Genomic DNA, 26,162 nt, shown 5'->3' with positions numbered 1-26,162 from the left:
GTTTTTTTAAAAGTAAACAAATAATTACAGAATCGAATATATTAAAAATTCATTCTAAAGCTAATATTGGGAGTCATACCTAACGATTTATTGTTTACTTGTATGGCTTTGGAATTATCATTTGGATCCACTTTATAGTAGCGATTAATTGTGTTTTCATGATTTGTAGCATTAATAACACCAGCTCTAAGTGCTCCTTTTATACTAGAAGTAAAATTGAAATTATAACTTAAGGAAGTATCTAGTCGTAAAAAATTATATAAGTTTAAGCTGTTTGGCGCGTCATAATTAACAAAGTAACGGTTTCCATTTTGTACGGTTTCGTTCCCTTCTACAGGTTTGGTATAAGGTACTCCGTTACGCCAAGTTCCACCAATAGCTATTTTTAAATTGTCAAAAACAGTATAATTGAATCCGAATGTTATCGAATGTCTTATATCAACATTATTAGGAAAAGTAGACGGAATGAAACTGTCAAAATGATAGTTGTTTTGGCTATAAGTATAGCTTATCCAAGTACTAAAATCTTGAGTGGTTTTATTAATTAGAAATTCAATTCCTTTATTAGTATAACTTCCATGAGCATTTTGATATTGAAAATTATTATAAAAACCTTGGTTGGAAGCTGTAATCCCATCTACTATTTTATAGAAAGAAGTTAGGTCTATATTCCAATTGTTTTGGCTATAATCGATGCCAAAAGAGGCTTGTTTACTTTGAGCAATTGGAATGGTATTATTGTCAACTAACTGCCAACGTCTTTTTTCTACACCTAAAAAATCATCTTCAAAATCGATAATTTGCGTAGAACTTTGATTTTTAAACTCTCCTTCAACTTTTAGTGCTAGTCCTTTTGCGATACTTTGTCTAACATTGATACGAGGTTCTATTAGGAATTTTTGAAATTTTTGGAAATAATTCAAACGAAGTCCCATTCGTAAGAAAGTATTGTTTTTTTGATAAGTGGTTTCAGCGTAAGTTGCATGATTAAGCAAAACGGTTTTTTTGGTACTTGAATACAACGGATTATTCACTCGTGTTTGATTCAGCATCCCTGTTTCATTCATTTGATAGCCTGTTAAGAGCTTAAAATTTTCATTAATTAAATAATGTAAATTGAATTTGGCTCCTGTTTCAATTACTTCATTCGCTTCTGTTAAAAGCTGGTCTGTAGCAATTCGGTAATCACGCGAATCGATATTGTATCTGGAATAATAGCTGTTGAATTCGGTGCTGATTTTAGGACTCCACTTTGCATTCCAACTTCCACCAAAACCAATATTTTTTTGCGAAAGCCCACTGGATTTGGATAAACTTTCGTTTGCATTATTTTTTTCAGAATAGTTGAGGTCGTTGGTAATACCAATTAGATTAGCTCTAAGTTGATGCTTATCATTTAAGTCATAAAGAATTTTAGCAGTATAATCGTAGAAATTAAAGTCTGAATTGGTATTTCTATCGGTATTATCAGCATTAATTTCGCTATCTTGAAAACTCTTTTTGTAGTATTTAGAATACGTAGGAGTGTTTACAAAATCGGTTATAGAATGGCGAGCAGAAAGGTCAATTTCTAGGTTTGTTGCCAATGGAATTTGTACAAAAAAGTCACCACTTATTAGGTTTATCCCAGCTCCACCTGAAATTGATTTTTTGATTTCATTATTAGTGCTCATGTTAATCATGCTAGAAACCCCATCACTAAATTCGGCGCTGGTTCCGTTTTTTGTAACCACAATTTTGTTAGTCAAATTAGGATTATAAGCAGAAATTAAACCAAAAAAATGTCCAGAATGATACATTTTAATATTATCCCAAAGCATAAAGTTTTGATCGTTCGTACCGCCTCGAACATTGATATTTGCTACGCTTTCATTAGTGCTTTCAATTCCGGGTAGGGTCTGTATGGATTGTAAAACATCTGGTTCGGTTAAACCCGGTAAGATTCCAAATTTCTTAGTGTATAAAATGGTACTTCCATCGGTGGTTTTTTGTAATCCCGAGGTTAGAAAAACAGGTATTAAAACAGGATTAAGTTCTTCTTTAGAAGGTTTTAATAAAATGGTTAAACCTTCTTTTGCAGCAGCAAAAAAATCTTTTGCTTTTAACTCTTTAGTTTCATAACCAATGTATGAAATCGAAATAATAGCATCAATGGGTACATTTTCTAAATTGAAATTTCCATTTTTAGCAGCAACAGTCCAGTTAGAATTAGTAGTTCTAATAGATGCTCCTGGAAGTATTGTTTTACTATCTGCAGCAAGAACAACTCCACAGGCACGGATGTTTTTATTCAATTTAGAAATGGTAATATATCGGTTGTCTAATGCCTTAAACTGAAGCGGAACTTTCGCATTCAAATCATCAATTGTTTGTTGAAGATTTAGTGTTGCATTGGGTTTTTCGATAGTAATGGCAGCGATATCGTCTACGGCATAAGAAAATTTTACATCAAACTGTTGTTCAATGGTTTTGATAACAATTGTTAGAGGTGTTTTGTTGCTGTTAGTTTGTGCCGAACAAATACTCTTGATTCCTATCAATAATATATAAAAAATCCATTTATTGAACCTCATATTGGTATAATATAATCGTTTTACCTTTTACTTTATAACTAAGTTGTAACGGAATTGTTATGGATTCTAGTGCAACTTTTTGATTGCTATGCGTAAAACTTCCTGTAAATAATTTGGTTGTATCTATATTCTCAGTTTCTATTTTGATATCATATTGGCGTTCTAATTCGGCAATTACTAAATTCAAAGGGATGCGGGTAAAACTAGATTCTTTTTGTAACCATGATGGTATTTGAGCATCAAAATCATCTGTTTTTTCAATACGATTGTTAATTACTCTAAAACTTTTACCAGGAGGTAATTTTACTGTGGTATTATTGTAGGTGACACTTACCAAACCTTCAAAACAGCTTACTTCGTAGTAATTATTACGTTGTTTTACATCAAAATGGGTTCCTAATACTTTAACCACTCCATCAGCAGATTGAACACTAAAGGTTTTTCCTTTTTGAACTTCAAAATAGGCTTCACCTTCTAGAGTTAAACTTCTTTGTTTGTCCCAATTGTTCTCGTTGAAAGTAATTTTGGAGGACGCATTTAGCAATACATCTGAATTATCAGGTAATTTAAATGATTTGGTTTGAGCAATTCCCGTTTCAAATGATTGGTTGCTATTCAAAAACAGAAAATAGGCAGATGTTAATAATACCAGAAATACTGCCGCAATTTTAAAAACAGTACTAAAATACAATGGACGTACTTTAGGTTTCTTTTTAGTTAGGTTTCTGTTTTTAAATGCAGCCAAAGCTTCTTCAGCATTTATTTTTGGCGTATCGATGTGTGAAGCATAATGCGCTATTTTCTCAATAGTATCAAAATCTTCAGATTGTTTTAAATCTACGATTTCTTTACTTGAAAGTTCGCCATCTAGCCATTTTAATATTTCTTTTTCCTTTTTCATTTGTTCTCGCTATAGGGTTAAGACAACTCAAAGGTATTTTACCCTACTATTCAATGAATTAAATATTTTCTATTTGTTCTTTTAATGTTTTTAGAGCGGCCGACATTCTTTTTTCAACAGCTTTTTGTGTTATTCCTAAAATTTCGGCAATTTCTCGGTATTTTTTTCCATCTACTCTGTTCATTAAAAATACTTCTCTTTGAGCATCACTTAAAGAACTCAGCGCATTTTGTAATTTTGTTTTGAATTCTTCTTCCTCTAATAAGTATTCAGGACTTTGATTCGTTCTATCTAGAGTAGGAGTGTCTTTGGCGTAAGCCATAACTACTTTTTGATGTTTGATCGAATTAAGAAATAAATTATTGACAGTTGTAAATAGATAGGTCTTTACTTTAGTATAATCTATTTGAGAACAGTTTTCCCAAATTTTAGCAAAGGCTTCTTGAACTAAATCCAAAGCAGAATCACTATCTCCCGATTTGTAATAGGCAAAATTAGTTGCCGATTGAATCGTCTCCATATAAAATTGACTAAAATAGGATTCTTCACAAAGGCTATTTTTTTTCTCAGACATTCTCAGGATTGTTTTTATACTGTAAAATTAGATTATTTTTTTTATTCCTAACTCATTTTAATAAAGTGACATTTTTTTATAATTTTAAAATATTGAAAAACAGTATTTTATGATTTTTTTTAATTTTTTTTAATTTTTGGGGTGGGGTAGAATTCTTGTTGGTTGTCTTACTATCAGAAATGCGAATAATTCGTCATTGTTAACAATTAAAAAACATTAAATTTGTAAATTATGAAAACATTAAAATCGATTACAGGAATTGCTTTGATGAGTATTTTTAGTTTAACGTCATGCCAAAGCGAAATTGAAGAAGTACAAGGGGATAACCCAAATACTGCAAACTCTACAGCAGCTACTAATCTTAAAAGAGTATCCATGTTTGATGGTTCGTCTGATGATTTTTTAGATGATTCCTCATGCTCCTCTCTTGTTTTTCCATATAATGTTAAAATTAAAGGTGTTCAAGTTAGTATCTCAAGTCAAACTAGTTTGGAGACCGCATTATCAATTATAGGGGCAATTGATGATGATGCGGTGGAATTACAATTTCCTGTTAAAATTAAAATGAGTGATTATACAGTAGTTACTGTTAATAGTCAATCAGAATATGATGCAATTAATGATGATTGTAGTGAAGTTGAAGATGAAAGTGAAGATGCGATTTCGTCTATAAACATTAAATTCCCAATTACAATGTTATCTTTTGATTCTACTTTGCAGCAAACAGGAAGTGTGGTAATCAAATCAGAACAAGAATTGTATTTGTATATGAAGAATATGACTTCAACAGAACTTTTTTCAATACAGTACCCAATAACTGTTACGCTTTCAGGTAGTACAAGTCAAGTAATCAACTCTGAAGCCGAATTTAAGGCTGCAATTAATGCTGCTTTAGATATTAAATCAAAAATGGAAGTAGCTGAAGATAACAAAGAAAAATTAGAGGCTATTTTAGTTAATGGAACTTTCAAAGTGAATTCATTTATCAACGCAGGTGTTGAATCAGCTAATAATTATGTTAATTATACGATTGATTTTGCTAATGATTGGAAAATTAAATCTATGAATGCATTAACTACTTTTGCGTCGGGAACTTATTCCATAACTTCTGATGTTGATGTGTACGTAAACTTTGCTTATTCAGGAAGTACTAGCTTTAGTTTGTTAAACAAAGATTGGAAAGTAACTAGTTTTACAACTTCTACGATTACTTTACAAAGTAAAACAAACAGCGCTATAACTTTAGTATTAAAACAAATCTAAGAGTTATTTAGACCCAAATTCATTTAATATTTCTATTTTCATATAGAAAAAACAAAAACAACGACAATGAAGAAAATTTTTGCTACAGCCATCATCGCTTTCCTGTTGCTGACTTCTTGTTCTTCTAACGAGAATAATTCCAATGCTAAGGCTAATAATAAAAAAGCTTTAGGCAGTTCAGCACATGATTTATTATCAGAAGATAAATTTGATAGCATGGTTGTAGAGATTGTATATGTTCAAGGGTATGAGCCCACAGCTGCTTCAATCAATAATTTTCTTTCGTTTTTGAATAGTCGTGTGTATAAGTCCGGAGGAATTACAGTTAACAAAAGAGCAATTGCTTCTCCTGGTAATGAAAGTTATACAGATGCACAAGTTATAGCAATTGAGGATGCTAATAGAGTATACTACAATGAAGGTAGTCAAATAGCAGTTTGGGCATTTTTTGCAGATGCAAAATCCTCAAAAGATACCAACACTTCAGTTGTTTTAGGAACGGCTTATCGAAATACTTCTTTTGTGATTTATGAAAATACGATAAGAAAGTTGAGTACAGGAATTAATAAACCAAGTACAACCGTTTTAGAATCAACTGTGATACAACACGAATTTGGTCATATTTTAGGTTTGACTAATGTAGGTACAGCTTTGCAATCGGATCACGAAGATTCAAATCATAAAAGACATTGCATTAACTCAAATTGTTTAATGTATTGGGAAGCAGAGTCAGGGAGTAATTTACTTGGAGGTACTATTCCACAACTAGATGGAGACTGTATTGCGGATCTTCGCGCCAATGGAGGTAAATAATTGTAAATTTTAAAAAAAATGAAAAAAGTATATATAATAGGCTTGTTATTCGGTTTAATAGCAACTACAAAAGCTCAGGAGTTTGGATCTCAACAGTCGCACGTAGGTATAAAAGGCGGCTATAATTTGTCTTCGGTAAGTTTTGATGGCGATGGTGAGACTGACAAACGTAATGGTTTCCATGTTGGAGTATATGGCGAATCATTTTTAAATGATAGTTTCTCTATCCAACCCGAGTTGTTATTTTCACAACAAGGATATGAAATTACTAATAGTTCAGGCAAGTTCACCCAAAAATTAAATTATATCAATTTGCCATTAATGTTTAAAGCCTATCCTTCTCAAAACTTTTTCTTAGAAGTAGGGCCACAAATAGGTGTAGCAATTACTCATAAAGAGGTTTACGACGGAATATTTAGTAGTACTGAAGAGTTTCAACCAGATAGTTTTGATTGGGGGATGAACTTTGGTGCTGGAATTAAAACCGACTCAGGAATTAGTTTAGGGGTGCGATACCATCTTGGTTTAGGTGATTTATATGATGAACAAAAAGCTCAAAATAGAGTTTGGATGTTTTCTTTAGGATTTGATATGTAAGCCCCCACAATCTATCATTCTATCATATAAAAAAAGCTTAGTCGAAATATCTTTCTAGACTAAGCTTTTTTCTTTTATGATTTTTTATGTTTCCATCTTTTGTGAGTCCAGAAATAATATTCAGGAGCTTCGTAAATTTGTTTTTCTACTTCCTTGATATAGCGGTGAATGATTTCGTAATTAGGAAGTGATTTAGGTTCGTCTGTTATTGGGATTAAAGTAGCTTCATAATAGCCTCTTTTTACTTTTCTTACTTTGGCAAAAACTACATTTAGATTGTATTTTTTTGATAATAATTCAGGACCAATGTGTACTGGAGTTTCAATACCCATGAAACTTTCCCAATGTGCAATTTGTGCAGTTTTAGGAGATTGGTCACTAACCATTCCGTACAAAGACAAGATACCTTTTCGTTGATTATTAGCCATTAAAGGTATGGTTTTGACAGTAGATACTAATTCTGTTTTGTATTCAGAGCGTATGTCTTTGACGAGTTTGTCAAAATAACGATTAGCAATTTCTTTATACACTCCTACACCTTGATAAGATGATTTAAGATTTATAGCAATTAACCATTCCCAACTTGCATAATGTGAAGCTAAAACCATTATACTACGGTTTTTAGCTTCAAATTCTTCTAAAAGTTCAAGATTAGTAATTTTAAATCTTTTCTGCATTTCTTCGGGTGAAATGGTCATTGTTTTGACCATTTCCATAAATAAATCACAAAAATGATGGTAAAACTTCTTTTCAATTTGCAATCGCTCTTTATCGGTAAGATTTGGGAAAGCCATTTTCAGATTTTCTTTTACCGTTTTTTTACGATAACCTATCACATAATAAACCACTAAATAAATAAGGTCAGAAATCAAATAAAAAATTCTGAAGGGTAATATGGATATGAACCAAAGAAATGGGTAAGCGAATATAAAAGCTAAAAATTGCATGCCGATATTTTTATGCAGCAAATATAAGTTAAAAATGAATAACCATAATAATGTGTATCTTGTTCGACCTTGTGATTATAGTAATTCTTATATTTACCCTACTAATAAAAATTTAATATGAATACATTTTTGATTGCCATAATACTAGCCAATGTCCTCTTTAGTTACAAAGGTTTTAATGACTATTCTTTTTTTAGAAAATATGAATTTCACGTAGGAAGTATTCGATCAGGTGAACAACTCCGAATGTTAACTTCAGGATTCCTCCATGCCGATTTAGGTCATTTGATCTTTAATATGATAACGCTTTACTTTTTTGCTCCAGTAGTAAGTGCTTATTTAGGCAATTTGATGTTTGTGATTATCTATTTCTCGAGTTTAATTTTTGGAAGTTTGCTTACATTGGCTATTCATAAAAACGAATACAATTATAGAGCAATTGGAGCTTCTGGAGCAGTTACGGGTGTTTTGTATTCGGCGATTTTATTAGAGCCAGATATGATGTTAGGTATCTTTTTTATCATTCCAATGCCAGCTTATGTATTTGGAATTTTGTATTTATTATATTCGATTTATGGAATGCGTGCAAAGAATGATGGAATAGGACATACGGCTCATTTTGGAGGAGCTATAGGTGGCTATTTGATTACCTTATTATTTTATCCAAATTTAATTGTTTTACATCCTTTGATGGTCAGTTTGTTAGCCATTCCTATTGTAATTCTTTTTATTTTAATAAAATTAAAGAAGCTTTAGTGGCACAACTTTTGACTATCATTTAGAAAATTTAAAAAGATATTAAAATGAAAAGAACAATAGTATTACTAGCAGTTATGTTTATGACTTTGTCTTATGGACAAGAAATAAAACAAATTCCTCAAATAGCAGTTTCAGGTGAAGGAAAAGTAAAAGTTATTCCTGATGAAGCCTTAATTACGGTTTCAGTTGAGACCAGAGGAAACGTAGCCAAAGAGGTTAAAAAGGAAAATGATGCTAAAATTGAAGCGGTTTTAAAGCTTATTAAAAAAATGAATTTTGTCCCAACTGATTTTAGAACACAACGTGTAAATCTAAATCCGCAATACGATTATGAAAAAAAGAAAACGACTTACAATGCGACTCAAACCATTGAAATCACAGTTAGAGATTTAAATAAATACGATGAATTAATGGAAGGTTTGGTAAATCAGGGCGTAAATCGAATTGATAATGTAGTATTTCAGTCGTCTAAACTAGCACAATATGAATCAGAAGCTAGAAAATTAGCCATGAAAGAAGCTAAGCATAAAGCTGAAGATTATGTTTCAGTTTTAGGACAAAAAGTAGGGAAAGCAATGTCTATTACAGATAATACACAAAGTTATAATCCACAACCTGTTTATGCTCGATTTAAAACAATGGGAGCTATGGAAAGCGATGCAGCCCCAAGAGAAACATTAGCTGCTGGAGAAATTACTATAATTTCTAATGTGAGTGTTAATTTTATATTAGAGTAAACCTATACAAAGTAAAAAGCCAGTAAATTAATTTTTACTGGCTTTTTTATTGGTGTAAGATTAATTTAATTAATCTTGATTAGTAACTTTTCTGTATGGAAATGCGTTAAAAATATGTCTTTTTGCAAATCTTGCTGGAGAGTCAGCATTTACCATTTTGATGTAAGTTGCTTTAGGAACACTAATGTATTCATAAACACTACCGTTAGAGAAATTTACAATTAATCTTGCTTCTTCAAACTTGTAATCAGTAACTGTAGCTGTAGCAATTGTTTCTTGATATTCAGGTAAATTAGCTTTGATAGTTTCAGGATTGATACTTACTAAAAAGTGGTAAGCTTCAATGATTTTTTTACTATTCTCTTCAGCAGCTTTCAAACCAGCTTCGTCTCCTTGAAATTTATCTGGATGTGATTCTTTCATCGCATTACGATAAATGGTTTTCAATTCTTTTAGCTGTACAGTTTTATCAACATTTAAAAGCTTACGGTATTCAACTATTTTTTTCATAAATTTAGGTAACTACTTGTCTATTAGTTAGAAAGCAATTGTGTTTACTTTCCATATCGACAATTTTTTTGCAAAGGTACACTTTTTTTTAAGTTTTTACTTTATGATTAAAAAAAAACAAAAAAAAGTTTTTTAGCAGTTAAAATGCAGATTATCAGTATTTATTATTCTGGTTTGTTATTTGCTTTATCGAAGTTTTTAGACTTTTTAGGATACTTTTTGAAACTAATATCACTTGGGTTTTCTATAACCGATTTTATAGTAATCCAATCACCAATGCTAAATTTGGTCTGAACCATTTTATAATCGAGTAGGTATTCTCCACAAAAAAAGTTGTTGTTTTCATCTTGTTCAATAACTCCTGTAAATATTCCTTTTTGCAACATTTTTTCTTCTGAAGATTTAGTCATGCTATTTTTTTAAAATTTAGGCAAAGTTAATCATTTAATCTTGGCTTTAGGCTGTTTTAAGCAATCTAAGTATATTTGCAATTATGCAAAAAGATTATAAACCACATCCCAATTCATTTAAAAATACCTTCTGTATTTTTGATGAAGTACTTCCGGAGGCAATTAATGGATTGAAAAAACAATTTGAAAGTAAATCGGGGAGTAGTTATTATTATTCAAAGGAAGGCATGTATCGTGTTTCAAATCATTGGGGACGATTAGCCAATAGCAAGTGGCGATTGATTTCTATGGAACCTGAAACGGCTAGTAAAATTAAAATAGGATTTGCAAAATGGGATTGTTTTTATCCGGACAATAACACAGATAAATTATACTATCTAGAGATGGATTATGTGAAAAATACAGTTAGTTATCAGCATAAATTAAATCCTAACTATAATCAAAAAAAGCTGTTAAGAACCAGTCAAGAAACTACTAAAAGAATTAAGCAAGTTCGAAATATTATAGAACTTACTTCTTGGGCAAATCATTTTGAATGTGACGATATTATACTTTTACGATCTTTAATTATTGAAGAATTAATTAATAGCAATAAAAGTTTAGATTGTATTAAACGAGAGGTTGCTGAAAAACTTTCTAATTAAGTAGTTGTGATTTTTTTTAAATCTTCTAGACTAATTGGTTTGCACATATAACCTAAAATATTAGGATTGTTTTTTGCCCTTTCTCTATCTTCAATTGCAATTGAGGAGCTTGAAATATAGATGTTGAGTTTTGAGTTAATTTGTTCTTTTAAATGCGCAATTTCATCCATAAATCCCCAACCATCCAGTACAGGCATTTCGATATCTAAGAGTATGATATCGGGAAATGGTTCATTGCTACTTATATTTTTTTTTAATGATTCAATAGCTTCTTTTCCATTGTTATAGGATTGAATATTTGTAAACAAATCAGATTTGATTACAACTTTTTTCATGATGATTTGGTAGATAGGGTCATCATCTATGATCCAAATTTTTTTTCCAATCATGCTATAAATACTTTAAAAGTTGTTCCTAAATTGGGTTCGCTCTCTACAGTTATATTTCCTCCCATAGCATCAATTTGATTTTTTGTAATGAATAAACCAATTCCTTTAGAATCTTTGTGGGTGCTGAATTTTTTATACATTCCAAAAATTTTATGACCATTTTTGTCAAGGTCTATCCCAATTCCATTATCAGAAATTTTTAGAACCGTATTTTTACCTTCTACATAACTGTCAATTTGAATGATAGGATGTCTTTCGTGATGACTGTATCTGATGGCATTCGAAATTAAATTATACAAGATGCTTTCTAAATAGGCAGGATTGTAAATGAATTCTACTTCTTTATCGATATTTGAAATTATTTTTACACCTTTTAATTGAATTTGGTCAGACAAAACGGTTAAGGTATTATCAATATATTGCTTTAAGTTTACTTTTTCAGTTACAATATCAACATTGGTTTGAATATTAACAATTTCATTTAAGTTCAGCATTGTTTCGTTTAAAGAATCGGAAACTGATTTTAACAACTGAACCATCTCTTCTTTTTCTTCTTCTGAATCGGAGGTTTCAATCAAATCAACGATTGAAGATATATTACTCGTGTGTGATCTTAAATTATGTGATACTATGTATGAAAAATTCAACAATCTTTTATTTTGTTCACTAACTAAATTGAATGAATTGTTTAAATCCTTTTCAATTTCCTTGTTTTTTGTAATGTCAATCATAATCCCTCGCAAACTTACAGCTTCGTCATTAAGAACGATGACATTAACAATATCTCTAAGCCAAATAATTCTTCCATCTTTTGCAACCATACGATACTCAAAATCATGATTTAATTTTGCAGCGGTTTTTGACATGCAAAAGTTTAAGGCTGTTTCACGATCTTTATGATAAATGTGGTTAGGCCAAAAATTAGGGGTGTTAATCCATTCTTCAGAAGTATAACCTAAAATACTTTCTACTTTTTTACTGATAAAATTAAAGTTTAGTGTTTTAGCATCACATTCCCAAACGATTCCATCAACGGTGTTGATTAGAGATTCAATTCTGATTTGAGATTCATTGATGATTCGATCTGTTTTTTTTCTTTTAGTAATATCTTCAATAACAACGATGTGGTTTGTAGGTGTTTCTCCTTCTTTCCAAAGCGATGAAACCGTTATATTGACCCAGATTGTTTTTCCAAGTTTACTTATATATCGTTTTTCAATGGTGTATTCTTTTATTTTTCCTTTGATTAGTTTCTCTAAATACTCTAAAGATAGGTTAATATCATCTGGATGAGTTAGTTTAGAAAGATCTAAATTTTTTAATTCATCATTAGTGTAGCCTGTCATTTCGCAGAATTTTTTATTTACTTCTGAAAATTTTCCAGTTAAAGTATCTACGTAGGTAATTCCAAGTGCGGCATGGTCAAATATACTTTTAAATTTTATTTCATTTTTTAAAAGTTTATCTGTTTGTTCTTGAAGTAAAATTTCTAGTTCAGCTGGTTTTTTAAAAAATGAAGTAGTTAAATAACCTATTAATATGGATAAAAACAAAGCTAAAATAGTATGTGTTGCAAATGGCAAAACAAACTCATTTGGTTTGTTATCTATGAGATAAAGTTTCCAATCCCCAGCGTCAATATAGGAAGTAATAGCGTTTTTTATATCTATTTTTTTATTTTGTTTTGTATCTGTAAAAAAAGTTTCTTTTTGAGTAATTGGATTGATTTTTGAAAATTCAAAAGTATATTTAGAATTATCTAATTTTTTTATGACAGGATTGTCAAATAACGTTTGTAAGCGAATAAGAATAGCTGAGAAACCCCAAAATTTGTTGTTTTTATAAATAGCAATTCTTCCTAAAATTCCTAAACCGCCCTGCTTCAGTTCGAATGGTCCAGCAAAATACATTTTTCTAGTTTGGATAGCTTTTAGTGCTTCGTAACGGTATTTTTTATTTTTTAAAATATTAATGCCTGTAGCCGCTTCATTTCCTTTTTGGGGATAGGTGTATTTAATAATTCCGTTTGGAACTAATTGAACCGCATCAATATTAGGATCAGAAGCCAGTATTTGTTGTCCAATAGCTTCAAAATTTTCTGGTTTTCCTTCGTCGTTAATGCAAAGTGCAAGCATCAAAGCATCTACATAATTATTTTCTAAAGACTCTTCTATACTTTTATGTATACTTTGTAATTTAGCATACATAGTATCATTTTTAGTTTTTTTTGATATTTGATATTGTTGGATGATGATTAGAGAAAAGATAATGAAAAAAAATAGACAAACTAAAACCCCTGTTAGTTTTGGTTTTATAGTTAGCCATTTTATTTTTGTTAATGATAATCTTTTCATTTTACTGGAATAATCTAATTTTTACCGTTATTTTTATTTTTTAATATGAAATTTTATAATAAATTGAATAAAACGTAAAGTTCAAGTTTTAAGTATTAGACCTTCAAAAAAGTTAGCAAAATAACATTATTTCTTTATGTTTTATATGAATTATAAAATAGAATTTTTTAAGTAAATATAATTAAAATTGTTTTTTTTGCGCAAATTCTTTAATCTTTTTTCTTTTATTTTTATAATTTAATTGAAAATTCAATTTTAAATTGATGAACTTTGCATGTTGTTTAAAACATAGAATAGTTATAAAATAAATATACTATTGTTGGTAATAGGATAAAATTATGGGAAGAAATAATGAAAAGAATATAAAAAAACACAATGACAAGCTTCATAAGGCTCAAGCAAAGGCGAAACAAGCCGAAATACTTAGAAAAGAAAAGCTGAAAGAAATTGTCAAGAAGTTTAATGAAAATAAGAACGAAGAAAATTAATAACAATGGAAAACGATAAATACGCTTCTTTAAAAGCGGATGTTCAAGAAATAATAGATTTAATTGCTGCTAAAAACGCTAAAGATGCTAATAATAAATTGGTTGATGTGAGTGAGTTGTTAGATGATTTATTAGACACTAGTGATGAAGATGAAGATTTAGTAGAAATTAGTAAATACCAGGTTTTATTGAATCAATTGCATCAAAAAATAGTGGCTCTTAATGGGCATATTTAAAAAGTGAAAGATGAATTTATGTTATTGTAATTCTGAAAAAGCTTTTCAAGATTGTTGCGCTCCTTTTATTAAGGGTGAAAAAAGAGCGACTTCTGCAGAAGCCTTAATGCGTTCTCGATACAGCGCTTATGCTACCCATCAAGCAGATTATCTTATTGAAACTACTCATGTTTCTCAAAGAAACTTACATTCAAAATCAGATATTTTACTTTGGGCAACTTCTAATCAGTGGCAAAAATTAGAAATTCTAAAAGTAACAGCCACTACAGTCGAATTCAAAGCGTATTATTTGGATTCAAATAAAAAGCAACATATTCATCATGAATTTTCCACTTTTGTTCAGGAAAACGGAATTTGGTATTATGTTGATGGGGAATATTATGAATGATATTTTTTTAATTTTTGTTTTTACCAGTCGAAATTGACTTCCTTTTTAATTGAATTTCTTTTAACTAAAAATTAATATCTGTTTGTTTGATGTGCTCTTTAAAATGATGTAATTTTAAAGATTATGGAAAAAAGCATTAAAAAAGGATTCTATTTCAAGCAATATCAGGCGCCAAATCAATCTCCATTTGATAAATTATTTGATATTTTCAAAGAATTAATAACCTATACTTCAGGAGATTTTGATGAGGCGATTAGTTGGCTACGCGAATTGGATAAGGAATACAAACTTACCGACGAAAACTACACCATTGATGATTTTATTGAAGATCTAAAGAAAAAGGGCTACATCAAAGAAGAGCTAAACGATGATGGAACTTCTGGAATCGGTATTACAGCTAAAACCGAAAGAGCCATCCGGCAACAAGCTTTAGATCAGATTTTTGGAAAATTAAAACGTTCTGGAAATGGTAATCATAAAACTAAATTCTCAGGTAATGGTGATGAGCATACAGGAGAGTTTCGCGAATTTCATTTTGGAGACAGTTTAGAGCGAATTTCATTGACAGAGAGCCTGCGAAATGCGCAAATCAATAATGGTATTGAGCATTTTATGTTGACAGAAAATGATTTGATTGTCGAAGATTCTCAATTCAAAGCACAAATGAGTACTGTTCTAATGATTGATATTAGTCACAGTATGATTTTGTACGGAGAAGACCGAATTACCCCTGCCAAAAAAGTAGCTATGGCTTTAGCTGAATTGATAACTACTCGTTATCCGAAAGATACCTTAGACATTTTGGTTTTTGGAAATGATGCTTGGCCAATTGCCATTAAAGATTTACCGTATTTAAAAGTTGGTCCTTATCATACTAACACAGTTGCAGGTTTGCAATTAGCGATGGACATGTTGCGAAGAAAACGCAATACAAACAAACAAATTTTTATGATTACCGATGGTAAACCAAGTTGTGTAAGAGAGCGCGATGGTTCGTATTACATGAATAGTAATGGTTTAGATGAATACATTGTAGATAAATGTTATACTCAGGCGCAACAAGCCAGAAAACTACATATTCCCATCACTACTTTTATGATTGCAAGCGATCCCTATTTGCAAAAATTTGTAAATAAGTTTACCGAAGCCAATCAGGGGAAAGCATTTTATACAGGTTTAAAAGGTTTGGGAGAAATGATTTTTGAAGATTATGAAACCAATCGGAAAAAACGAATTAAGTAAATTAAAAGCCAGAAAGCAGAATTTAGATAGTAGACTTTAAAAACTTTGCGTAAAGCATTGCGGACTTTGCGGTTAAAAATAAAAGTATGAAAATAGAAAAGATAAAAACAGTAGGAGAATTAAAGGCTTCAGGTTATCAGTCAAAAAGCATTAAAGACGAATTAAGGGATAACCTAAGAGAAAAAATTAAATTAGGGGAGGCAACATTTGATGGTATTCATGGTTTTGAAAACACAGTAATACCTGAGTTAGAACGTGCTATTTTATCTCGTCACAATATAAATTTGTTGGGTCTTCGTGGTCAGGCCAAAACCAGAATGGCTAGATTGATGGTAGGATTGTTGGATGAGTATATTCCTTATGTGACTGGCTCTGAAATAAATGACGATCCATTGCTGCCAATTTCTCGTTTCGCTAAAGATACTATCGCCGCTAAAGGTGATGATACTCCCATTTCTTGGTTGCATCGTAGTGAACGTTTTTATGAAAAATTAGCGACTCCAGATGTAACTGTTGCTGATTTGATAGGTGATGTAGATCCTATTAAAGCAGCTAATTTGAAATTGTCTTACGCAGATGATCGAGTAATTCATTTTGGGATGATTCCTCGTGCTAACCGTTGTATTTTTGTAATTAATGAATTACCGGATTTACAAGCGCGCATTCAGGTCGCTTTATTTAATATTTTGCAAGAAGGAGATATTCAAATTCGTGGCTTTAAGGTGCGAATGCCTTTGGATATGCAATTTGTTTTTACTGCAAATCCGGAAGATTATACCAACAGAGGAAGTATCGTAACACCACTAAAAGACCGTATTGGTTCTCAAATTTTAACTCATTATCCAGAAACAATTGCTATTGCGAGAACAATTACAGAACAAGAAGCAAAATTAGATACTAAACAATCCGAAAGTGTTTATATTCCTTCTTTGGCTAAAGATTTATTGGAACAAATAGGTTTTGAAGCCAGAACGAGTGAATATATCGATCATAAAAGTGGAGTGAGTGCTCGTATGAGTATTACGGCTTATGAGAATTTAATGAGTACTGCCGAACGTAGAGCGCTCAAAGCTGGGGTTGATAAAACTTCGGTACGTTTATCCGATTTCATGGGGGTTATTCCAGCTATTACTGGAAAAGTGGAGTTGGTTTATGAAGGGGAGCAAGAAGGAGCAGCTGTGGTTGCAGAACATTTGATTGCAGCAGCAGTTCGAACTTTATTTCCGTTGTATTTTCCAAAAATTGAAAAATTAGAAAAACCGAATGAAAAAAATGCTTATTCAGATTTAATCGAATGGTTTTTTGCGGAAAGCGGTTTTGAATTATTGGATGATTGTTCTGATGAAGAATATCAACGCATTTTGGGAGCGATTGTTCCGTTGGAAATTTTATTGAAAGAATACCAGCCTGATTTGGCAAAAGAAGGTAAACTTTTCATGAAAGAGTTTGTACTTTGGGGATTAGTTGAATTTCGAAAATTGAGTAAAGATAGAATTTCAGAAGGCTATCTATTTAAAGATATTTACGGAAGTTATATAAGTAAATTGTAAATTTATAGATTAAGGTTCTAAAAAATAAGTCATAAAAAAAGTTCTTCATTTCTACTATTTAAGAAACGAAGAACTTTTTGGTTTTTATAGATTTAAATTAATCTTTAAGTGTCATTCGACCATAATTAGCAACTACTGCTAAACAAAGTAAAGGTAAAATAAATGAGAAGTTAACTTCAGGGATATAACCTAATATTTTTAAGTCACTAAATCCAGGTCCTCCCCAGTCTAAAATACTTGCTTGAAGTAATGGCATTAAAGCACCACCTACAATAGCCATAACAAGACCAGATGAACCAATTTTAGCTTCATCACCCATGCCTTTAAGTGCAATTCCATAGATAGTAGGGAACATGATTGACATGAAAATAGATATCGAAATTAGGGAAATTAAGCCAGGGATTCCTTGTAAAACAATAGCCCCTAGAGCACAAATAATACCACCAATACCAAAGATAATTAGCATTTTAGAAGGGTTGATTGTTTTCATCATAGCTGTACCAATCCATCTTCCTATTAAGAATAATATCATCGCTCCAATATTATAATTGGTAGCTGTAATTTGTAATCCAAAGCTATGATTGATATTATCTACATATTGATACATAAACGTCCAGCATAAAATTTGAGCTCCTACATAGAAAGCCTGTGCAATTACGCCATGAATGTAATTTTTATTCGATTTTAATTTCTTTAAAGATTCAGAAACAGTCATTTTTTCCTCTTCTTTTGTTGCAGGCATTTTGGTGAAAATGATAATGATTAAAATAAACAATACAAAAGCACCAAGTCCGATGTAAGGAATACTAATGATGTTTAAATCATTTTCTCTAATAACCGCTAATTCAGTAGAAGATAATGCTTTGAAAGTTTCAGGAGTATAGGTGTTTGATTTGATGTTTCCAATTACTAGTTCTTGTGCTAATACTAATCCTGTAATAGCTCCAATAGGATTAAAAGCTTGTGCCAAATTTAAACGCTGAGTAGCCGTTTCATTGTCACCAAGAAATAATATTAATGGATTTGATGTTGTTTCTAGAAATGCTAAACCACAAGTGATTACCCATAAAGAAACTAAGAAAAAATTATAGTTTTGATAATGTGCAGCAGGATAAAACAAAAAGGCACCTGTAGCATATAAAATTAATCCTAATATAATTCCCGATTTATAGCTGTATTTTCTAATAAATAAAGCAGCAGGAAACGCCATAAAGAAGTAGCCAAAATAAAATGCCATTTGTACAAATGAAGATTGTAAATTGGTTAGTTCAGGCATTACTTTTTTGAATGTTGATACCATTGGAGCTGTTAACTCATTTGCGATACCCCAAAGTGCAAAAAGTGTTGTGATAATTATAAATTGAAAAGTTAGTGCTTTACTAACTATTGGTTTTTTTTGGGATTCATTCATTTTTATAAATTTTAAAGGTTGATTTGATGGGTTAAAAAAAGAACAAACCATATAATATGACTTGTTCTTTTGTTTATTGTATTTATTATATTATTCAGTAAGAAGCGCACGATCTAAATGAACGTAACCTCCATCACAAAAAATAAATTGACCAGTTGTATGTGATGATCTTTCAGAAATTGTAAATAAACAAGTATCAGCAATTTCATCAGGAGTAGTCATACGGTTTTCTAAAGGAATTTTCTTCACAATAGATTGTAATTTTTCTTCTCCATTTTCCAAAGTTTTAATCCAATTATCATATGCTGGTGTCCAACTTTCAGCAATAATGATAGCATTTACGCGTATAGAATGTTTAATTAAATCTACAGCCCATTCGCGAGTTAATCCAAGAACACCTCCTTTAGCAGCAGCATAACCAGAAGTTCCTCCTTGTCCTGTTAGACCTACTTTTGAACCAATATTTAAAATAGGGCCTTTAGAGGCTTTTAAGTAGGGTAATGCATTTTTTACAGTAACAAAATAGCTTACCATATTTAATTTTAAAGAATCCATAAATTCTTCGTATGAAGCATCTAATCCCGCGCCATCGTTTACACCTACATTATTAATCAATGCATCGATACGACCATATTTTGCTCCAATTTTTGCAATTGCATTTTCTATTTCAATTGGGTTAGTTACATCAGTTTTGCAAAATAAACCGTCAATTCCTTTTTTTTGTATTTCTTCGATATAAGCAAATCCTCTATCATTTCGATCAATTACGGCAGGTATAGCTCCTTCATCAACTAGATGCTGTAAAATGGTTTCTCCAATACTTCCTTTAATTCCTGCAGCTCCAGTAATTACCACTACTTTTCCTTTTAATCCTAAATCCATTTTGTTTATAAATTATAAAATTGCATTGCATTTCCTCCCATAATGGCAGCTTGGTCTTCCAAGTTTAATTTTGCAATAAAATTGGTTACTAATTCTTTTGTTTTTGTATAATTTCCAGCCACTAAACACACAGGCCAATCGGATCCAAAAAGGATTCTTTCAGCTCCAAACGTATCTAATACTAATTGCATGTAAGGTTCAATTTGTTCCGGACTCCAATGGTTATAATCGGCTTCAGTAATCATTCCCGAAAGTTTGCAATACACATTTGGATAGCTGCTAATAGCTTTCATTAATGTAGCCCAACCATCATAAAATCCATCTTTTATATATGGTTTTGCAATATGGTCGATAACAAATTTTTGATTCGGAAATCTTCGAACTAATTCTAAAGCTGCTCCTAATTGATGTGGAAAAATTAGAATATCATACGTTAAATTGTGTTTTTCCAAGGCTGCAATTCCATTTAAAAAAGCAGGACGCAACATAAAATTGTGGTCGGCTTCGGCTTGTACCACATGTCTCAGACCTTTTAGTTTAGGAAAACAACTATATTTTTCTAAAACACTTTCTATGTTTGAAGCTCTTAAATCTAACCATCCCACAACTCCTTTTATGAAATCATTTTTATCAGCTAAATCCAAAAGGAAATTGGTTTCGGCCTCTGTTTGATCGGCTTCTACAGCAACGCAACCATCAATACCGTTTTCTTGGTAGATCGATTTTAAATTTTCAGGTAAAAAATCCTTTCGGATTGCCTTCATTTCATCATCAATCCAAGCGTGTTTTTCAGTTTCATATATCCAAAAATGCTGATGTGAATCTATTATCATGATTATTTTAAATTAAAATCAACAGTTGCTTTTATCACTCCTGTAGCTGGATTTAACCAACTATCAAAATTCGCTATCATTTCAGTATAAGGCACATTATGACTAATATATGATTCAGTAGGGAACTGATCAAGAATGCTAATTACATGTTCAAAATCTTCTGTTGTGGCATTTCGGCTGCACATCAATGTCATTTCTTTGGCATGAATGGCAGGATGACTATAAGTCAATTCCCCTTTTGATAAGCCCACTAATACAAAGCGTCCTCCATGAGACATGTAGTTCGGACAGCTTTCTAATGCGCCTTTGTGTCCAGAGGCGTCAAATACAGCTGTACATAAATCCCCATTGGTAATTTGAGTAATTTCTTCAACCGTATTTTCTCCCGCTTTGACAGTGAAGTCAACACCAATTTTTTCTTTGGCATACGCTAAACGTTGTTCGTTCATATCGATAGCGATTACTTTTGCACCAGCGATTTGAGCAAGTTTCATGATTCCAATCCCAATAGGTCCACATCCTACAACAGCAACTGTTTCTCCAGGTACAATTGCAGCTCTACGAATTGCATGAGCCCCAATTGCTAAGGGCTCTACTATTGCCATTTGGTCATTTGTCAAATTATTTGCAGGCAATAGGATAGAAGCAGGAACTGTAATTTGTTCCTGCATTCCGCCATCAGCGTGAACTCCTAATACTTTAATGTTTGTACAACAATTTGTTTTACCATTTCTACAAGCAATGCAAGTTCCACAACTTACATAAGGCATCACAACTACATTGTCACCTGCTTTTATACCTCTTGGGTTTTCACCAATTTCTAGTACTGTCGAAGCTAGTTCGTGACCTAAAATTCTAGGATAAGTAAAAAAAGCTTGATTTCCGCTGTAAGCATGTAAATCGGTTCCACAAATTCCTACTTTGTTAATTTGTAGTAATGCTTCGTTTTCTTTTCTGATTGGAGCTTCTTTTTCTTTTAAAATAAATTCCCCTGGCTTTTCGCAAACGATGTATTTCATGTTGTGATAAAGTTATTAATTTGTTCTTTTTTATAAATTATTTATTTTGTTACAACGTTTGAACAGTTTTAAAAATAAAAAAAACACAATAAAATAGATTGTGTTTTTGGTACAAAATGTTATTTTTGTTCAATCGTTTGACCAAATATAAAAAACAAATTGGAAAACAAAAAAAAATCTACAATAAAAGATATTGCATCGGTCTTAGGTTTGACCCCTTCTGCAGTTTCTAAAGCTTTGAATGATCATCCTAGAATTAGTGAAAAAACTAAAATAGCTGTGAAGCAAGTGGCTCAAGAATTAGATTATCAGCCTAATTATTTATCTAGTGCTTTGCGCAAAGGCAAGAGTAATTTAGTTGGTGTTATTATTCCTCGTGTCAATAGTCATTTTTTTTCTTCGGTGGTTGAAAATATAGAAAAGGTACTCAATTCTGAAGGTTACAGTATTATTATGACGCAATCGAATGAATTGTATGCCAAAGAGTGCAAGGAAATTGATACCTTGTTAAAGATTCAAGTAGATGGAATCATTGCTTCTATGGCTAACCAAACAATAGATTTGGAATTTTATGAAAAAATAAAATCGAAAGGTGTTGAGTTGGTTTTGTTTGATAGAGGCGAAGAATCCTTGCAGGTAGATTATGTAGGTATTGATGACTATAAAAGTAGTCATCTAGTGGTTGATCATTTTGTGGCACAAAATTGTAAAAAAATAGCGCATATTGCAGGATTCAATCATATCCGAATCTACAAAGAAAGGATTCGTGGTTATAAAGATGCGCTTGAAAAATGGAATTTAAATATACAAGAGGATTGGATTATAGAAAGTAATTTGCGTAAAGATGATGGCCGAAGAATTATGCAACAATTACTCGATGGGCCTGACCGACCAGATGCGGTTTATGTGGCTGGTGATATTGCTGCTCTGGGAGCTTTGCAGGTGCTTTTAGAAAATAATATTAAAGTTCCTGAAGAAATTGCACTTGTAGGTTTTAGTGATGAACCTTTTACTTCCTTGACACAGCCTTCGATTTCAACAGTAAATCAGCATAGTGACCAGATTGGAAAATTAGCAGCTGAGGTTTTTTTAGAACGAATGAATAATCCTAATAAAAATTCGATTAAACGAATTATTCTGGAACCTGAATTAATCGTTAGACAATCCTCAAATAGAAATTTGAAATGATAGTAGGATTAATCATTAAAGTTGTTTAAATAGTTTATAAAGAGATGTTTATCATTACAATGTTTGAATAGTTACTGTGAAATTCAATCAATTTGTATAGTACTTAGCGTATCTTATTTATTGGTTGTATGAGCCATACACAGGAACAATGAAATTTCCGTTTAAGAAAGATTGAGTATCAATTTGACTTTGAAGGATTACTCCTTTAAGATCTTGTTCTAATAATAGTTGAGCCGATTGTACTAATGGTGCAGCGGTTGTTGTTTGAATAGCTCTTAGTTTGTGTTTCCCTACTTGAAGCGGATGTATACATTTGGCTATTTCACGTCTTCTAAGAGTTCCCTTATTATCTTTGCCTTCTATGGCAGCAAATAATATAATTTGGTCTTCTTCAAATAATGGAATTTCTTTTTCCATAATTTTTTCCAGTTTTTCAATTATATTTTCAGACTTACCAATACGTTCAATTTGTTGTTGAACCCAATCATAATGTCCTGGAAATCGTATCGTTTTATAATCTAAATCACGGACTTTTCCAGCCAAAGCATCAGGCAAATCAGCTGCGCCACCCGAAGTTAAATCGGCTTCATAGGTAACGCCATCGATAATTAGAGTGGTTCTTTCTGATAGTGCAGGAACTTCAGTTTTACTAAAGTTGCGGATTGTTATTGCATTTTTGATGTATTCGGTTGCAACACCTATTGGACTCCAGGTAAAACCATAATAATGGGGAGCAACGGCATTTTTAGTTAAAGCTCCAACTTTAAATTCTAATTTATCAGCAGAATTGACATTAAAGTCAGCACAAAATTGTTCAAAAAGGGCATTAGCTAAAACATCGATATATCCTGGAGCTATTCCCGTTTGTAAAATAAAGCCAGTTTCAGCATCTTTGGCCAGTGCTATTATTTCTTCCGTTTCGGCAACATATTCGGTAAGATTCGCATAATGAAGGTGAAAATCTTTGGCAATTTGCGCTATTCTAGGAGCTTGACCTCCAGGAAGACAATCTAAAATGATAGCGCCTTGCTTAAAAATAGTTTCCATTTCAGAAGTAATCTCATTTTCTGAAAATAGAAAAGCGTTAACCTTACAAGTATTAGTAGTTCCTTCTTCTATCCATTTGGCAACAGCTTTTGCTTTAGATAGGGTTCGGTTTCCAATAAAAATGGTTGGTGTAACCTGACTCCATTCTGCCAGGATTAAACCCGCAGCTTCGGCAATGCCACCTGCTCCTGCAATGATGATGTTGAAGTGTTTTTCCATAACTAAATTTACACTATTTCAATTTTATTTCGAAATATATTCCAAAAAAAGTATGGGAATTTCTTTTAAATTATGTCGTCCCTTTACTAAAGTAGGTTTGGGATTAAATTGAGCTTATTTCTAGTATTTGCCAAATCATCTTAAAAACAATATCATATTTCATTTAGACTATTGTTTAAATCTGTTTTTCTATTACAAGATGCTTTTCTTCTTATCGTCATTTATTTTCTTTGTTAAAAGTCCAATGGCTCCAACTGATGATCCAATGGAAACAATTGAATTTATTCCTGTCCAATATGCAATAAGCCCTGCCGGAACTCCTCCAATCAGTCCACCAAGTAAAGCCCACCAAATATATTTTAAGCTGTTCTTTTTTGTTGATTTTAAAGTCTTTTTGTTTTCAGTCTTAAAATCAAACTTGTTGTTAATTAGGTGTTTTCTATAATTTTCAATAAAACTGTCCCAAAGTTTTTCTTCTTTTTGAGTTGCAATCTGCCCAACCGTATTGATATTGAAATTTGCCTTAATTTTTTGTCCAGAAATTTCAATCTCAATTTCAGATTTCCATTTCAAAGGATTGAAAGTCCACATATTTGAAGCAATGGAACCTCGTTCAAATCTTAATTTTTCTTCAGTGTTATTGTCAATATATCTGAATCCTGACTGTTTAAAATATTTAATAGTATCATTTATCAAATCTGGATTGCCCAAAACCGTAAAATCTATTTTTTTTCTAATAACTTTCATTATGTTAACTTTCGTCTTTTAAAATGCCTAATAACTTTTCAGTATATGAATTTAATGTGTTAACTGTAAGCGTTCTAGTTCTAAACTTAGCTGATTTTGTTCGTTTTCCAATATTTCCAGTTCGCTTTTTAAATGTGTAATTTCAGTTTGAAGCGCATTTAACTCTCTTGATTTTTCATCAGCAGATCGAAAGAGTTGAAATTCATTGGCTCTGTTTAATTTGCTTTTTGCTTCATCCAAAAGCGTTTGATTTTGTGTTTTCTCTATTTGAATTTCATCGAGTCTTTTAGAGATGCTTTCTTTTCGTTCTTTGGCAATTCGTTCTGCTTCGGCTCTTTCTTGTTCTTCAGCTTGTTTTTTTTGTTCCTGTAGTTCTTTTTCTTTCAATAAAAATTGTCTGTTTTCTATTTCTGTTTTATGGTTTATTTCTTCTAATTCCTCTTTTCTTTTTTCTTCAAAAATACTTAGAGCAAAACTCCCAATAATTACAATGAACAATAGGCAAACCAAGTAAAAGTTGTTTTTTGACAACCCCATAATCTTAGTTTTTGTCTCTTTTTGTTTTGACTTAGATTCAGGCTCAGGATTTGGAATTTCAGCTTTAAAAGGAGGAGGAATGACTTTTAATATTGATTGAAGTTCTTCAATTTCACCAGCAGTTTTCCAATCGGCTAAACCTGAAAACCACACCGGTGTAGTTGCTGTAATTTGTTTCATTTGCAATTCGGTTAAATCAAAAGGGCCGCTGCTTTCGATACCGTTATGTAAATAATATTTTTTCATTACTGTTAGATTTGTGTAAAATAAGTCAAGGAAAACAATCTTTTTATTATCCTTTTCGAAGGTATAAAAGTTGCTTTAAATGAAAAAATGAAATTTTAGTAATACAATCTAAAATCTAGGAATTTGCAAAGGGCATAATTTTTTTCATGTAATTCTTCTACAATTTCGACAAGATCATCTAATTCATCACATAAGTTAAAAAAAAATTTATCGAGATGAATACTGCTTACTTTTTTGTTTTTTATCCCATAACCCGAAATCGCTCTTGCACCTGTAATATCAAGGAAATATTGTGCTTCTTCTGAAGTTAAATCGAGTATTTTTTCATTGGCAAAATGAATGATTTTACCTTTTAATTTACCTTCAAACAATTCGGCGATTTCTTCTAAACTATAATAATAATCGTGAAGACAAATATTGTTTTCTTGTCCTGGCATAACCAAATAAATGATTTGATAGGCTTTGAAATTGTGATCATCATAGAGTAATGCCCCTAAACTTTCTTCTAGACCTTCGATGGTATCACAGTTTTTATAAATACTATTAATTTGGTATTCAAATGCTAAGTGTTCTAAGTTTTGTAATACTTCAGTTATGACATAATTATCTACATCAGGAACGCCTTCTAGGCAAAAAATAAAATGCTCTTTGACCATGC

The 26,162-nt window shown here is 31.5% G+C and carries 28 protein-coding genes; 12 read left to right on the top strand and 16 right to left on the bottom strand.

Annotation, left to right across the window (positions count from 1 at the left end):
* Positions 1-41 precede the first annotated feature (41 nt).
* The 3 genes from ACFPTQ_RS11255 to ACFPTQ_RS11245 are packed head-to-tail and all read right to left on the bottom strand — an operon-like array spanning position 42 to position 4,048.
* On the bottom strand, positions 42-2,573 hold the full coding sequence (locus ACFPTQ_RS11255; protein ID WP_379777590.1) for a TonB-dependent receptor: 2,532 nt from the start codon (positions 2,571-2,573) through the stop codon (positions 42-44).
* Positions 2,560-3,474 carry a FecR family protein gene (locus tag ACFPTQ_RS11250; RefSeq protein ID WP_379777588.1) on the bottom strand — a complete coding sequence of 305 codons (915 nt, stop codon included), beginning with the start codon at positions 3,472-3,474 and terminating at the stop codon, positions 2,560-2,562. Before ACFPTQ_RS11250 ends, ACFPTQ_RS11255 begins: the two co-directional genes overlap by 14 nt.
* 58 nt (positions 3,475-3,532) lie before the next feature.
* Entirely contained in the window at positions 3,533-4,048 is a 516-nt protein-coding gene (locus tag ACFPTQ_RS11245) for an RNA polymerase sigma factor (RefSeq protein ID WP_278035785.1), read from the bottom strand.
* Between the two features lie 231 nt (positions 4,049-4,279).
* On the opposite strand from ACFPTQ_RS11245, the gene ACFPTQ_RS11240 reads away from it, so the two are divergent.
* The 3 genes from ACFPTQ_RS11240 to ACFPTQ_RS11230 all read left to right on the top strand — a co-directional run bounded on the left by ACFPTQ_RS11240 (position 4,280) and on the right by ACFPTQ_RS11230 (position 6,721).
* On the top strand, positions 4,280-5,311 hold the full coding sequence (locus ACFPTQ_RS11240) for a hypothetical protein (protein WP_379777586.1): 1,032 nt from the start codon (positions 4,280-4,282) through the stop codon (positions 5,309-5,311).
* A 66-nt stretch (positions 5,312-5,377) separates the two neighbouring features.
* On the top strand, positions 5,378-6,124 hold the full coding sequence (locus tag ACFPTQ_RS11235; RefSeq protein WP_379777584.1) for a membrane metalloprotease: 747 nt from the start codon (positions 5,378-5,380) through the stop codon (positions 6,122-6,124).
* Between the two features lie 18 nt (positions 6,125-6,142).
* Complete coding sequence (locus ACFPTQ_RS11230) at positions 6,143-6,721, top strand: porin family protein (RefSeq protein ID WP_278035782.1); 579 nt, start codon at positions 6,143-6,145, stop codon at positions 6,719-6,721.
* 74 nt (positions 6,722-6,795) lie between these two features.
* Here the strand turns inward: ACFPTQ_RS11230 and ACFPTQ_RS11225 are convergent, their stop codons facing one another.
* A complete protein-coding gene (locus tag ACFPTQ_RS11225; RefSeq protein WP_379777582.1) occupies positions 6,796-7,668 on the bottom strand; it encodes a lysophospholipid acyltransferase family protein in 873 nt (290 codons plus the stop codon).
* Between the two features lie 117 nt (positions 7,669-7,785).
* Here ACFPTQ_RS11225 and ACFPTQ_RS11220 point away from each other — a divergent pair, with 117 nt between their 5' ends.
* Positions 7,786-8,424, top strand: coding sequence for a rhomboid family intramembrane serine protease (locus tag ACFPTQ_RS11220; RefSeq protein WP_278035780.1), 639 nt, complete (start codon positions 7,786-7,788; stop codon positions 8,422-8,424).
* A gap of 47 nt (positions 8,425-8,471) precedes the next feature.
* Positions 8,472-9,164 (top strand): SIMPL domain-containing protein, encoded by a 693-nt coding sequence (locus ACFPTQ_RS11215; protein ID WP_379777580.1) that lies wholly within the window; start codon positions 8,472-8,474, stop codon positions 9,162-9,164.
* 69 nt (positions 9,165-9,233) lie between these two features.
* Here the strand turns inward: ACFPTQ_RS11215 and ACFPTQ_RS11210 are convergent, their stop codons facing one another.
* On the bottom strand, positions 9,234-9,674 hold the full coding sequence (locus tag ACFPTQ_RS11210; RefSeq protein ID WP_278035778.1) for a KTSC domain-containing protein: 441 nt from the start codon (positions 9,672-9,674) through the stop codon (positions 9,234-9,236).
* A gap of 164 nt (positions 9,675-9,838) precedes the next feature.
* Positions 9,839-10,084 (bottom strand): hypothetical protein, encoded by a 246-nt coding sequence (locus ACFPTQ_RS11205; RefSeq protein ID WP_278035777.1) that lies wholly within the window; start codon positions 10,082-10,084, stop codon positions 9,839-9,841.
* Between the two features lie 83 nt (positions 10,085-10,167).
* On the opposite strand from ACFPTQ_RS11205, the gene ACFPTQ_RS11200 reads away from it, so the two are divergent.
* A complete protein-coding gene (locus ACFPTQ_RS11200) occupies positions 10,168-10,728 on the top strand; it encodes a hypothetical protein (RefSeq protein ID WP_379777578.1) in 561 nt (186 codons plus the stop codon).
* Here the strand turns inward: ACFPTQ_RS11200 and ACFPTQ_RS11195 are convergent.
* Both ACFPTQ_RS11195 and ACFPTQ_RS11190 read right to left on the bottom strand, forming a co-directional pair.
* Positions 10,725-11,117 carry a response regulator gene (locus ACFPTQ_RS11195; RefSeq protein ID WP_379777576.1) on the bottom strand — a complete coding sequence of 131 codons (393 nt, stop codon included), beginning with the start codon at positions 11,115-11,117 and terminating at the stop codon, positions 10,725-10,727. The genes ACFPTQ_RS11200 and ACFPTQ_RS11195 overlap by 4 nt on opposite strands.
* Complete coding sequence (locus tag ACFPTQ_RS11190) at positions 11,114-13,324, bottom strand: PAS domain S-box protein (RefSeq protein ID WP_379777574.1); 2,211 nt, start codon at positions 13,322-13,324, stop codon at positions 11,114-11,116. Before ACFPTQ_RS11190 ends, ACFPTQ_RS11195 begins: the two co-directional genes overlap by 4 nt.
* 485 nt (positions 13,325-13,809) lie before the next feature.
* Between ACFPTQ_RS11190 and ACFPTQ_RS11185 the strand changes: the two genes are divergently transcribed.
* From ACFPTQ_RS11185 to ACFPTQ_RS11165, 5 genes are all read left to right on the top strand, one after another.
* Positions 13,810-13,959 carry a hypothetical protein gene (locus ACFPTQ_RS11185; RefSeq protein ID WP_278035772.1) on the top strand — a complete coding sequence of 50 codons (150 nt, stop codon included), beginning with the start codon at positions 13,810-13,812 and terminating at the stop codon, positions 13,957-13,959.
* A gap of 5 nt (positions 13,960-13,964) precedes the next feature.
* Positions 13,965-14,195, top strand: coding sequence for a hypothetical protein (locus tag ACFPTQ_RS11180; RefSeq protein ID WP_379777572.1), 231 nt, complete (start codon positions 13,965-13,967; stop codon positions 14,193-14,195).
* Positions 14,196-14,205: 10 nt separating this feature from the next.
* Positions 14,206-14,583 (top strand): YchJ family protein, encoded by a 378-nt coding sequence (locus ACFPTQ_RS11175; protein ID WP_379777570.1) that lies wholly within the window; start codon positions 14,206-14,208, stop codon positions 14,581-14,583.
* A 123-nt stretch (positions 14,584-14,706) separates the two neighbouring features.
* Positions 14,707-15,825 (top strand): vWA domain-containing protein, encoded by a 1,119-nt coding sequence (locus tag ACFPTQ_RS11170; RefSeq protein WP_379777568.1) that lies wholly within the window; start codon positions 14,707-14,709, stop codon positions 15,823-15,825.
* 86 nt (positions 15,826-15,911) lie between these two features.
* A complete protein-coding gene (locus ACFPTQ_RS11165; RefSeq protein ID WP_379777566.1) occupies positions 15,912-17,375 on the top strand; it encodes a magnesium chelatase in 1,464 nt (487 codons plus the stop codon).
* A 97-nt stretch (positions 17,376-17,472) separates the two neighbouring features.
* On the opposite strand, the gene fucP is transcribed toward ACFPTQ_RS11165, so the two are convergent.
* From fucP to ACFPTQ_RS11145, 4 genes are all read right to left on the bottom strand, one after another.
* The gene (gene fucP / locus ACFPTQ_RS11160; protein WP_379777564.1) at positions 17,473-18,786 is read right to left on the bottom strand and encodes an L-fucose:H+ symporter permease; all 1,314 of its coding nucleotides are present in this window, start codon (positions 18,784-18,786) and stop codon (positions 17,473-17,475) included.
* Positions 18,787-18,876: 90 nt separating this feature from the next.
* Positions 18,877-19,668: an SDR family oxidoreductase gene (locus ACFPTQ_RS11155; RefSeq protein ID WP_379777562.1), complete on the bottom strand. Its 792-nt coding sequence runs from the start codon at positions 19,666-19,668 to the stop codon at positions 18,877-18,879.
* Between the two features lie 5 nt (positions 19,669-19,673).
* Positions 19,674-20,501, bottom strand: a complete 828-nt coding sequence (locus tag ACFPTQ_RS11150) for an amidohydrolase family protein (RefSeq protein ID WP_379777560.1) — start codon at positions 20,499-20,501, stop codon at positions 19,674-19,676.
* A gap of 2 nt (positions 20,502-20,503) precedes the next feature.
* Positions 20,504-21,520: a zinc-binding alcohol dehydrogenase family protein gene (locus ACFPTQ_RS11145; RefSeq protein WP_379777558.1), complete on the bottom strand. Its 1,017-nt coding sequence runs from the start codon at positions 21,518-21,520 to the stop codon at positions 20,504-20,506.
* Positions 21,521-21,679: 159 nt separating this feature from the next.
* On the opposite strand from ACFPTQ_RS11145, the gene ACFPTQ_RS11140 reads away from it, so the two are divergent.
* Positions 21,680-22,708 carry a LacI family DNA-binding transcriptional regulator gene (locus ACFPTQ_RS11140; RefSeq protein WP_379777556.1) on the top strand — a complete coding sequence of 343 codons (1,029 nt, stop codon included), beginning with the start codon at positions 21,680-21,682 and terminating at the stop codon, positions 22,706-22,708.
* 117 nt (positions 22,709-22,825) lie between these two features.
* On the opposite strand, the gene ACFPTQ_RS11135 is transcribed toward ACFPTQ_RS11140, so the two are convergent.
* The 4 genes from ACFPTQ_RS11135 to ACFPTQ_RS11120 all read right to left on the bottom strand — a co-directional run bounded on the left by ACFPTQ_RS11135 (position 22,826) and on the right by ACFPTQ_RS11120 (position 26,160).
* A complete protein-coding gene (locus tag ACFPTQ_RS11135; protein WP_379777554.1) occupies positions 22,826-23,974 on the bottom strand; it encodes a saccharopine dehydrogenase family protein in 1,149 nt (382 codons plus the stop codon).
* Between the two features lie 192 nt (positions 23,975-24,166).
* Positions 24,167-24,721, bottom strand: a complete 555-nt coding sequence (locus tag ACFPTQ_RS11130; protein WP_379777552.1) for a hypothetical protein — start codon at positions 24,719-24,721, stop codon at positions 24,167-24,169.
* Positions 24,722-24,772: 51 nt separating this feature from the next.
* Positions 24,773-25,504, bottom strand: coding sequence for a DUF4339 domain-containing protein (locus ACFPTQ_RS11125; protein WP_379777550.1), 732 nt, complete (start codon positions 25,502-25,504; stop codon positions 24,773-24,775).
* 95 nt (positions 25,505-25,599) lie between these two features.
* Positions 25,600-26,160, bottom strand: a complete 561-nt coding sequence (locus tag ACFPTQ_RS11120; protein WP_379777548.1) for a DUF6642 family protein — start codon at positions 26,158-26,160, stop codon at positions 25,600-25,602.
* Positions 26,161-26,162 lie beyond the last annotated feature (2 nt).

The organism is Flavobacterium sp. GCM10022190 (assembly GCF_042656445.1).
Lineage (GTDB): Bacteria > Bacteroidota > Bacteroidia > Flavobacteriales > Flavobacteriaceae > Flavobacterium > Flavobacterium nitratireducens.
This window is presented reverse-complemented; position numbering and strand designations above follow the sequence as displayed.

What these genes read in the sequence shown, in the direction of transcription:
- ACFPTQ_RS11230 (WP_278035782.1), top strand. Translation starts at nt 6,143, where the DNA reads ATGAAAAAAGTATATATAATAGGCTTGTTATTCGGTTTAATAGCAACT.
- ACFPTQ_RS11185 (WP_278035772.1), top strand. Translation starts at nt 13,810, where the DNA reads ATGGGAAGAAATAATGAAAAGAATATAAAAAAACACAATGACAAGCTT.
- ACFPTQ_RS11165 (WP_379777566.1), top strand. Translation starts at nt 15,912, where the DNA reads ATGAAAATAGAAAAGATAAAAACAGTAGGAGAATTAAAGGCTTCAGGT.
- ACFPTQ_RS11170 (WP_379777568.1), top strand. Translation starts at nt 14,707, where the DNA reads ATGGAAAAAAGCATTAAAAAAGGATTCTATTTCAAGCAATATCAGGCG.
- ACFPTQ_RS11210 (WP_278035778.1), bottom strand. Translation starts at nt 9,674, where the DNA reads ATGAAAAAAATAGTTGAATACCGTAAGCTTTTAAATGTTGATAAAACT.
- ACFPTQ_RS11225 (WP_379777582.1), bottom strand. Translation starts at nt 7,668, where the DNA reads ATGCAATTTTTAGCTTTTATATTCGCTTACCCATTTCTTTGGTTCATA.
- ACFPTQ_RS11205 (WP_278035777.1), bottom strand. Translation starts at nt 10,084, where the DNA reads ATGACTAAATCTTCAGAAGAAAAAATGTTGCAAAAAGGAATATTTACA.
- ACFPTQ_RS11155 (WP_379777562.1), bottom strand. Translation starts at nt 19,668, where the DNA reads ATGGATTTAGGATTAAAAGGAAAAGTAGTGGTAATTACTGGAGCTGCA.
- ACFPTQ_RS11195 (WP_379777576.1), bottom strand. Translation starts at nt 11,117, where the DNA reads ATGATTGGAAAAAAAATTTGGATCATAGATGATGACCCTATCTACCAA.
- ACFPTQ_RS11215 (WP_379777580.1), top strand. Translation starts at nt 8,472, where the DNA reads ATGAAAAGAACAATAGTATTACTAGCAGTTATGTTTATGACTTTGTCT.
- ACFPTQ_RS11235 (WP_379777584.1), top strand. Translation starts at nt 5,378, where the DNA reads ATGAAGAAAATTTTTGCTACAGCCATCATCGCTTTCCTGTTGCTGACT.
- ACFPTQ_RS11250 (WP_379777588.1), bottom strand. Translation starts at nt 3,474, where the DNA reads ATGAAAAAGGAAAAAGAAATATTAAAATGGCTAGATGGCGAACTTTCA.
- fucP (WP_379777564.1), bottom strand. Translation starts at nt 18,786, where the DNA reads ATGAATGAATCCCAAAAAAAACCAATAGTTAGTAAAGCACTAACTTTT.
- ACFPTQ_RS11120 (WP_379777548.1), bottom strand. Translation starts at nt 26,160, where the DNA reads ATGGTCAAAGAGCATTTTATTTTTTGCCTAGAAGGCGTTCCTGATGTA.
- ACFPTQ_RS11220 (WP_278035780.1), top strand. Translation starts at nt 7,786, where the DNA reads ATGAATACATTTTTGATTGCCATAATACTAGCCAATGTCCTCTTTAGT.
- ACFPTQ_RS11130 (WP_379777552.1), bottom strand. Translation starts at nt 24,721, where the DNA reads ATGAAAGTTATTAGAAAAAAAATAGATTTTACGGTTTTGGGCAATCCA.
- ACFPTQ_RS11135 (WP_379777554.1), bottom strand. Translation starts at nt 23,974, where the DNA reads ATGGAAAAACACTTCAACATCATCATTGCAGGAGCAGGTGGCATTGCC.
- ACFPTQ_RS11190 (WP_379777574.1), bottom strand. Translation starts at nt 13,324, where the DNA reads ATGTATGCTAAATTACAAAGTATACATAAAAGTATAGAAGAGTCTTTA.
- ACFPTQ_RS11245 (WP_278035785.1), bottom strand. Translation starts at nt 4,048, where the DNA reads ATGTCTGAGAAAAAAAATAGCCTTTGTGAAGAATCCTATTTTAGTCAA.
- ACFPTQ_RS11175 (WP_379777570.1), top strand. Translation starts at nt 14,206, where the DNA reads ATGAATTTATGTTATTGTAATTCTGAAAAAGCTTTTCAAGATTGTTGC.
- ACFPTQ_RS11125 (WP_379777550.1), bottom strand. Translation starts at nt 25,504, where the DNA reads ATGAAAAAATATTATTTACATAACGGTATCGAAAGCAGCGGCCCTTTT.
- ACFPTQ_RS11145 (WP_379777558.1), bottom strand. Translation starts at nt 21,520, where the DNA reads ATGAAATACATCGTTTGCGAAAAGCCAGGGGAATTTATTTTAAAAGAA.
- ACFPTQ_RS11240 (WP_379777586.1), top strand. Translation starts at nt 4,280, where the DNA reads ATGAAAACATTAAAATCGATTACAGGAATTGCTTTGATGAGTATTTTT.
- ACFPTQ_RS11255 (WP_379777590.1), bottom strand. Translation starts at nt 2,573, where the DNA reads ATGAGGTTCAATAAATGGATTTTTTATATATTATTGATAGGAATCAAG.
- ACFPTQ_RS11200 (WP_379777578.1), top strand. Translation starts at nt 10,168, where the DNA reads ATGCAAAAAGATTATAAACCACATCCCAATTCATTTAAAAATACCTTC.
- ACFPTQ_RS11180 (WP_379777572.1), top strand. Translation starts at nt 13,965, where the DNA reads ATGGAAAACGATAAATACGCTTCTTTAAAAGCGGATGTTCAAGAAATA.
- ACFPTQ_RS11150 (WP_379777560.1), bottom strand. Translation starts at nt 20,501, where the DNA reads ATGATAATAGATTCACATCAGCATTTTTGGATATATGAAACTGAAAAA.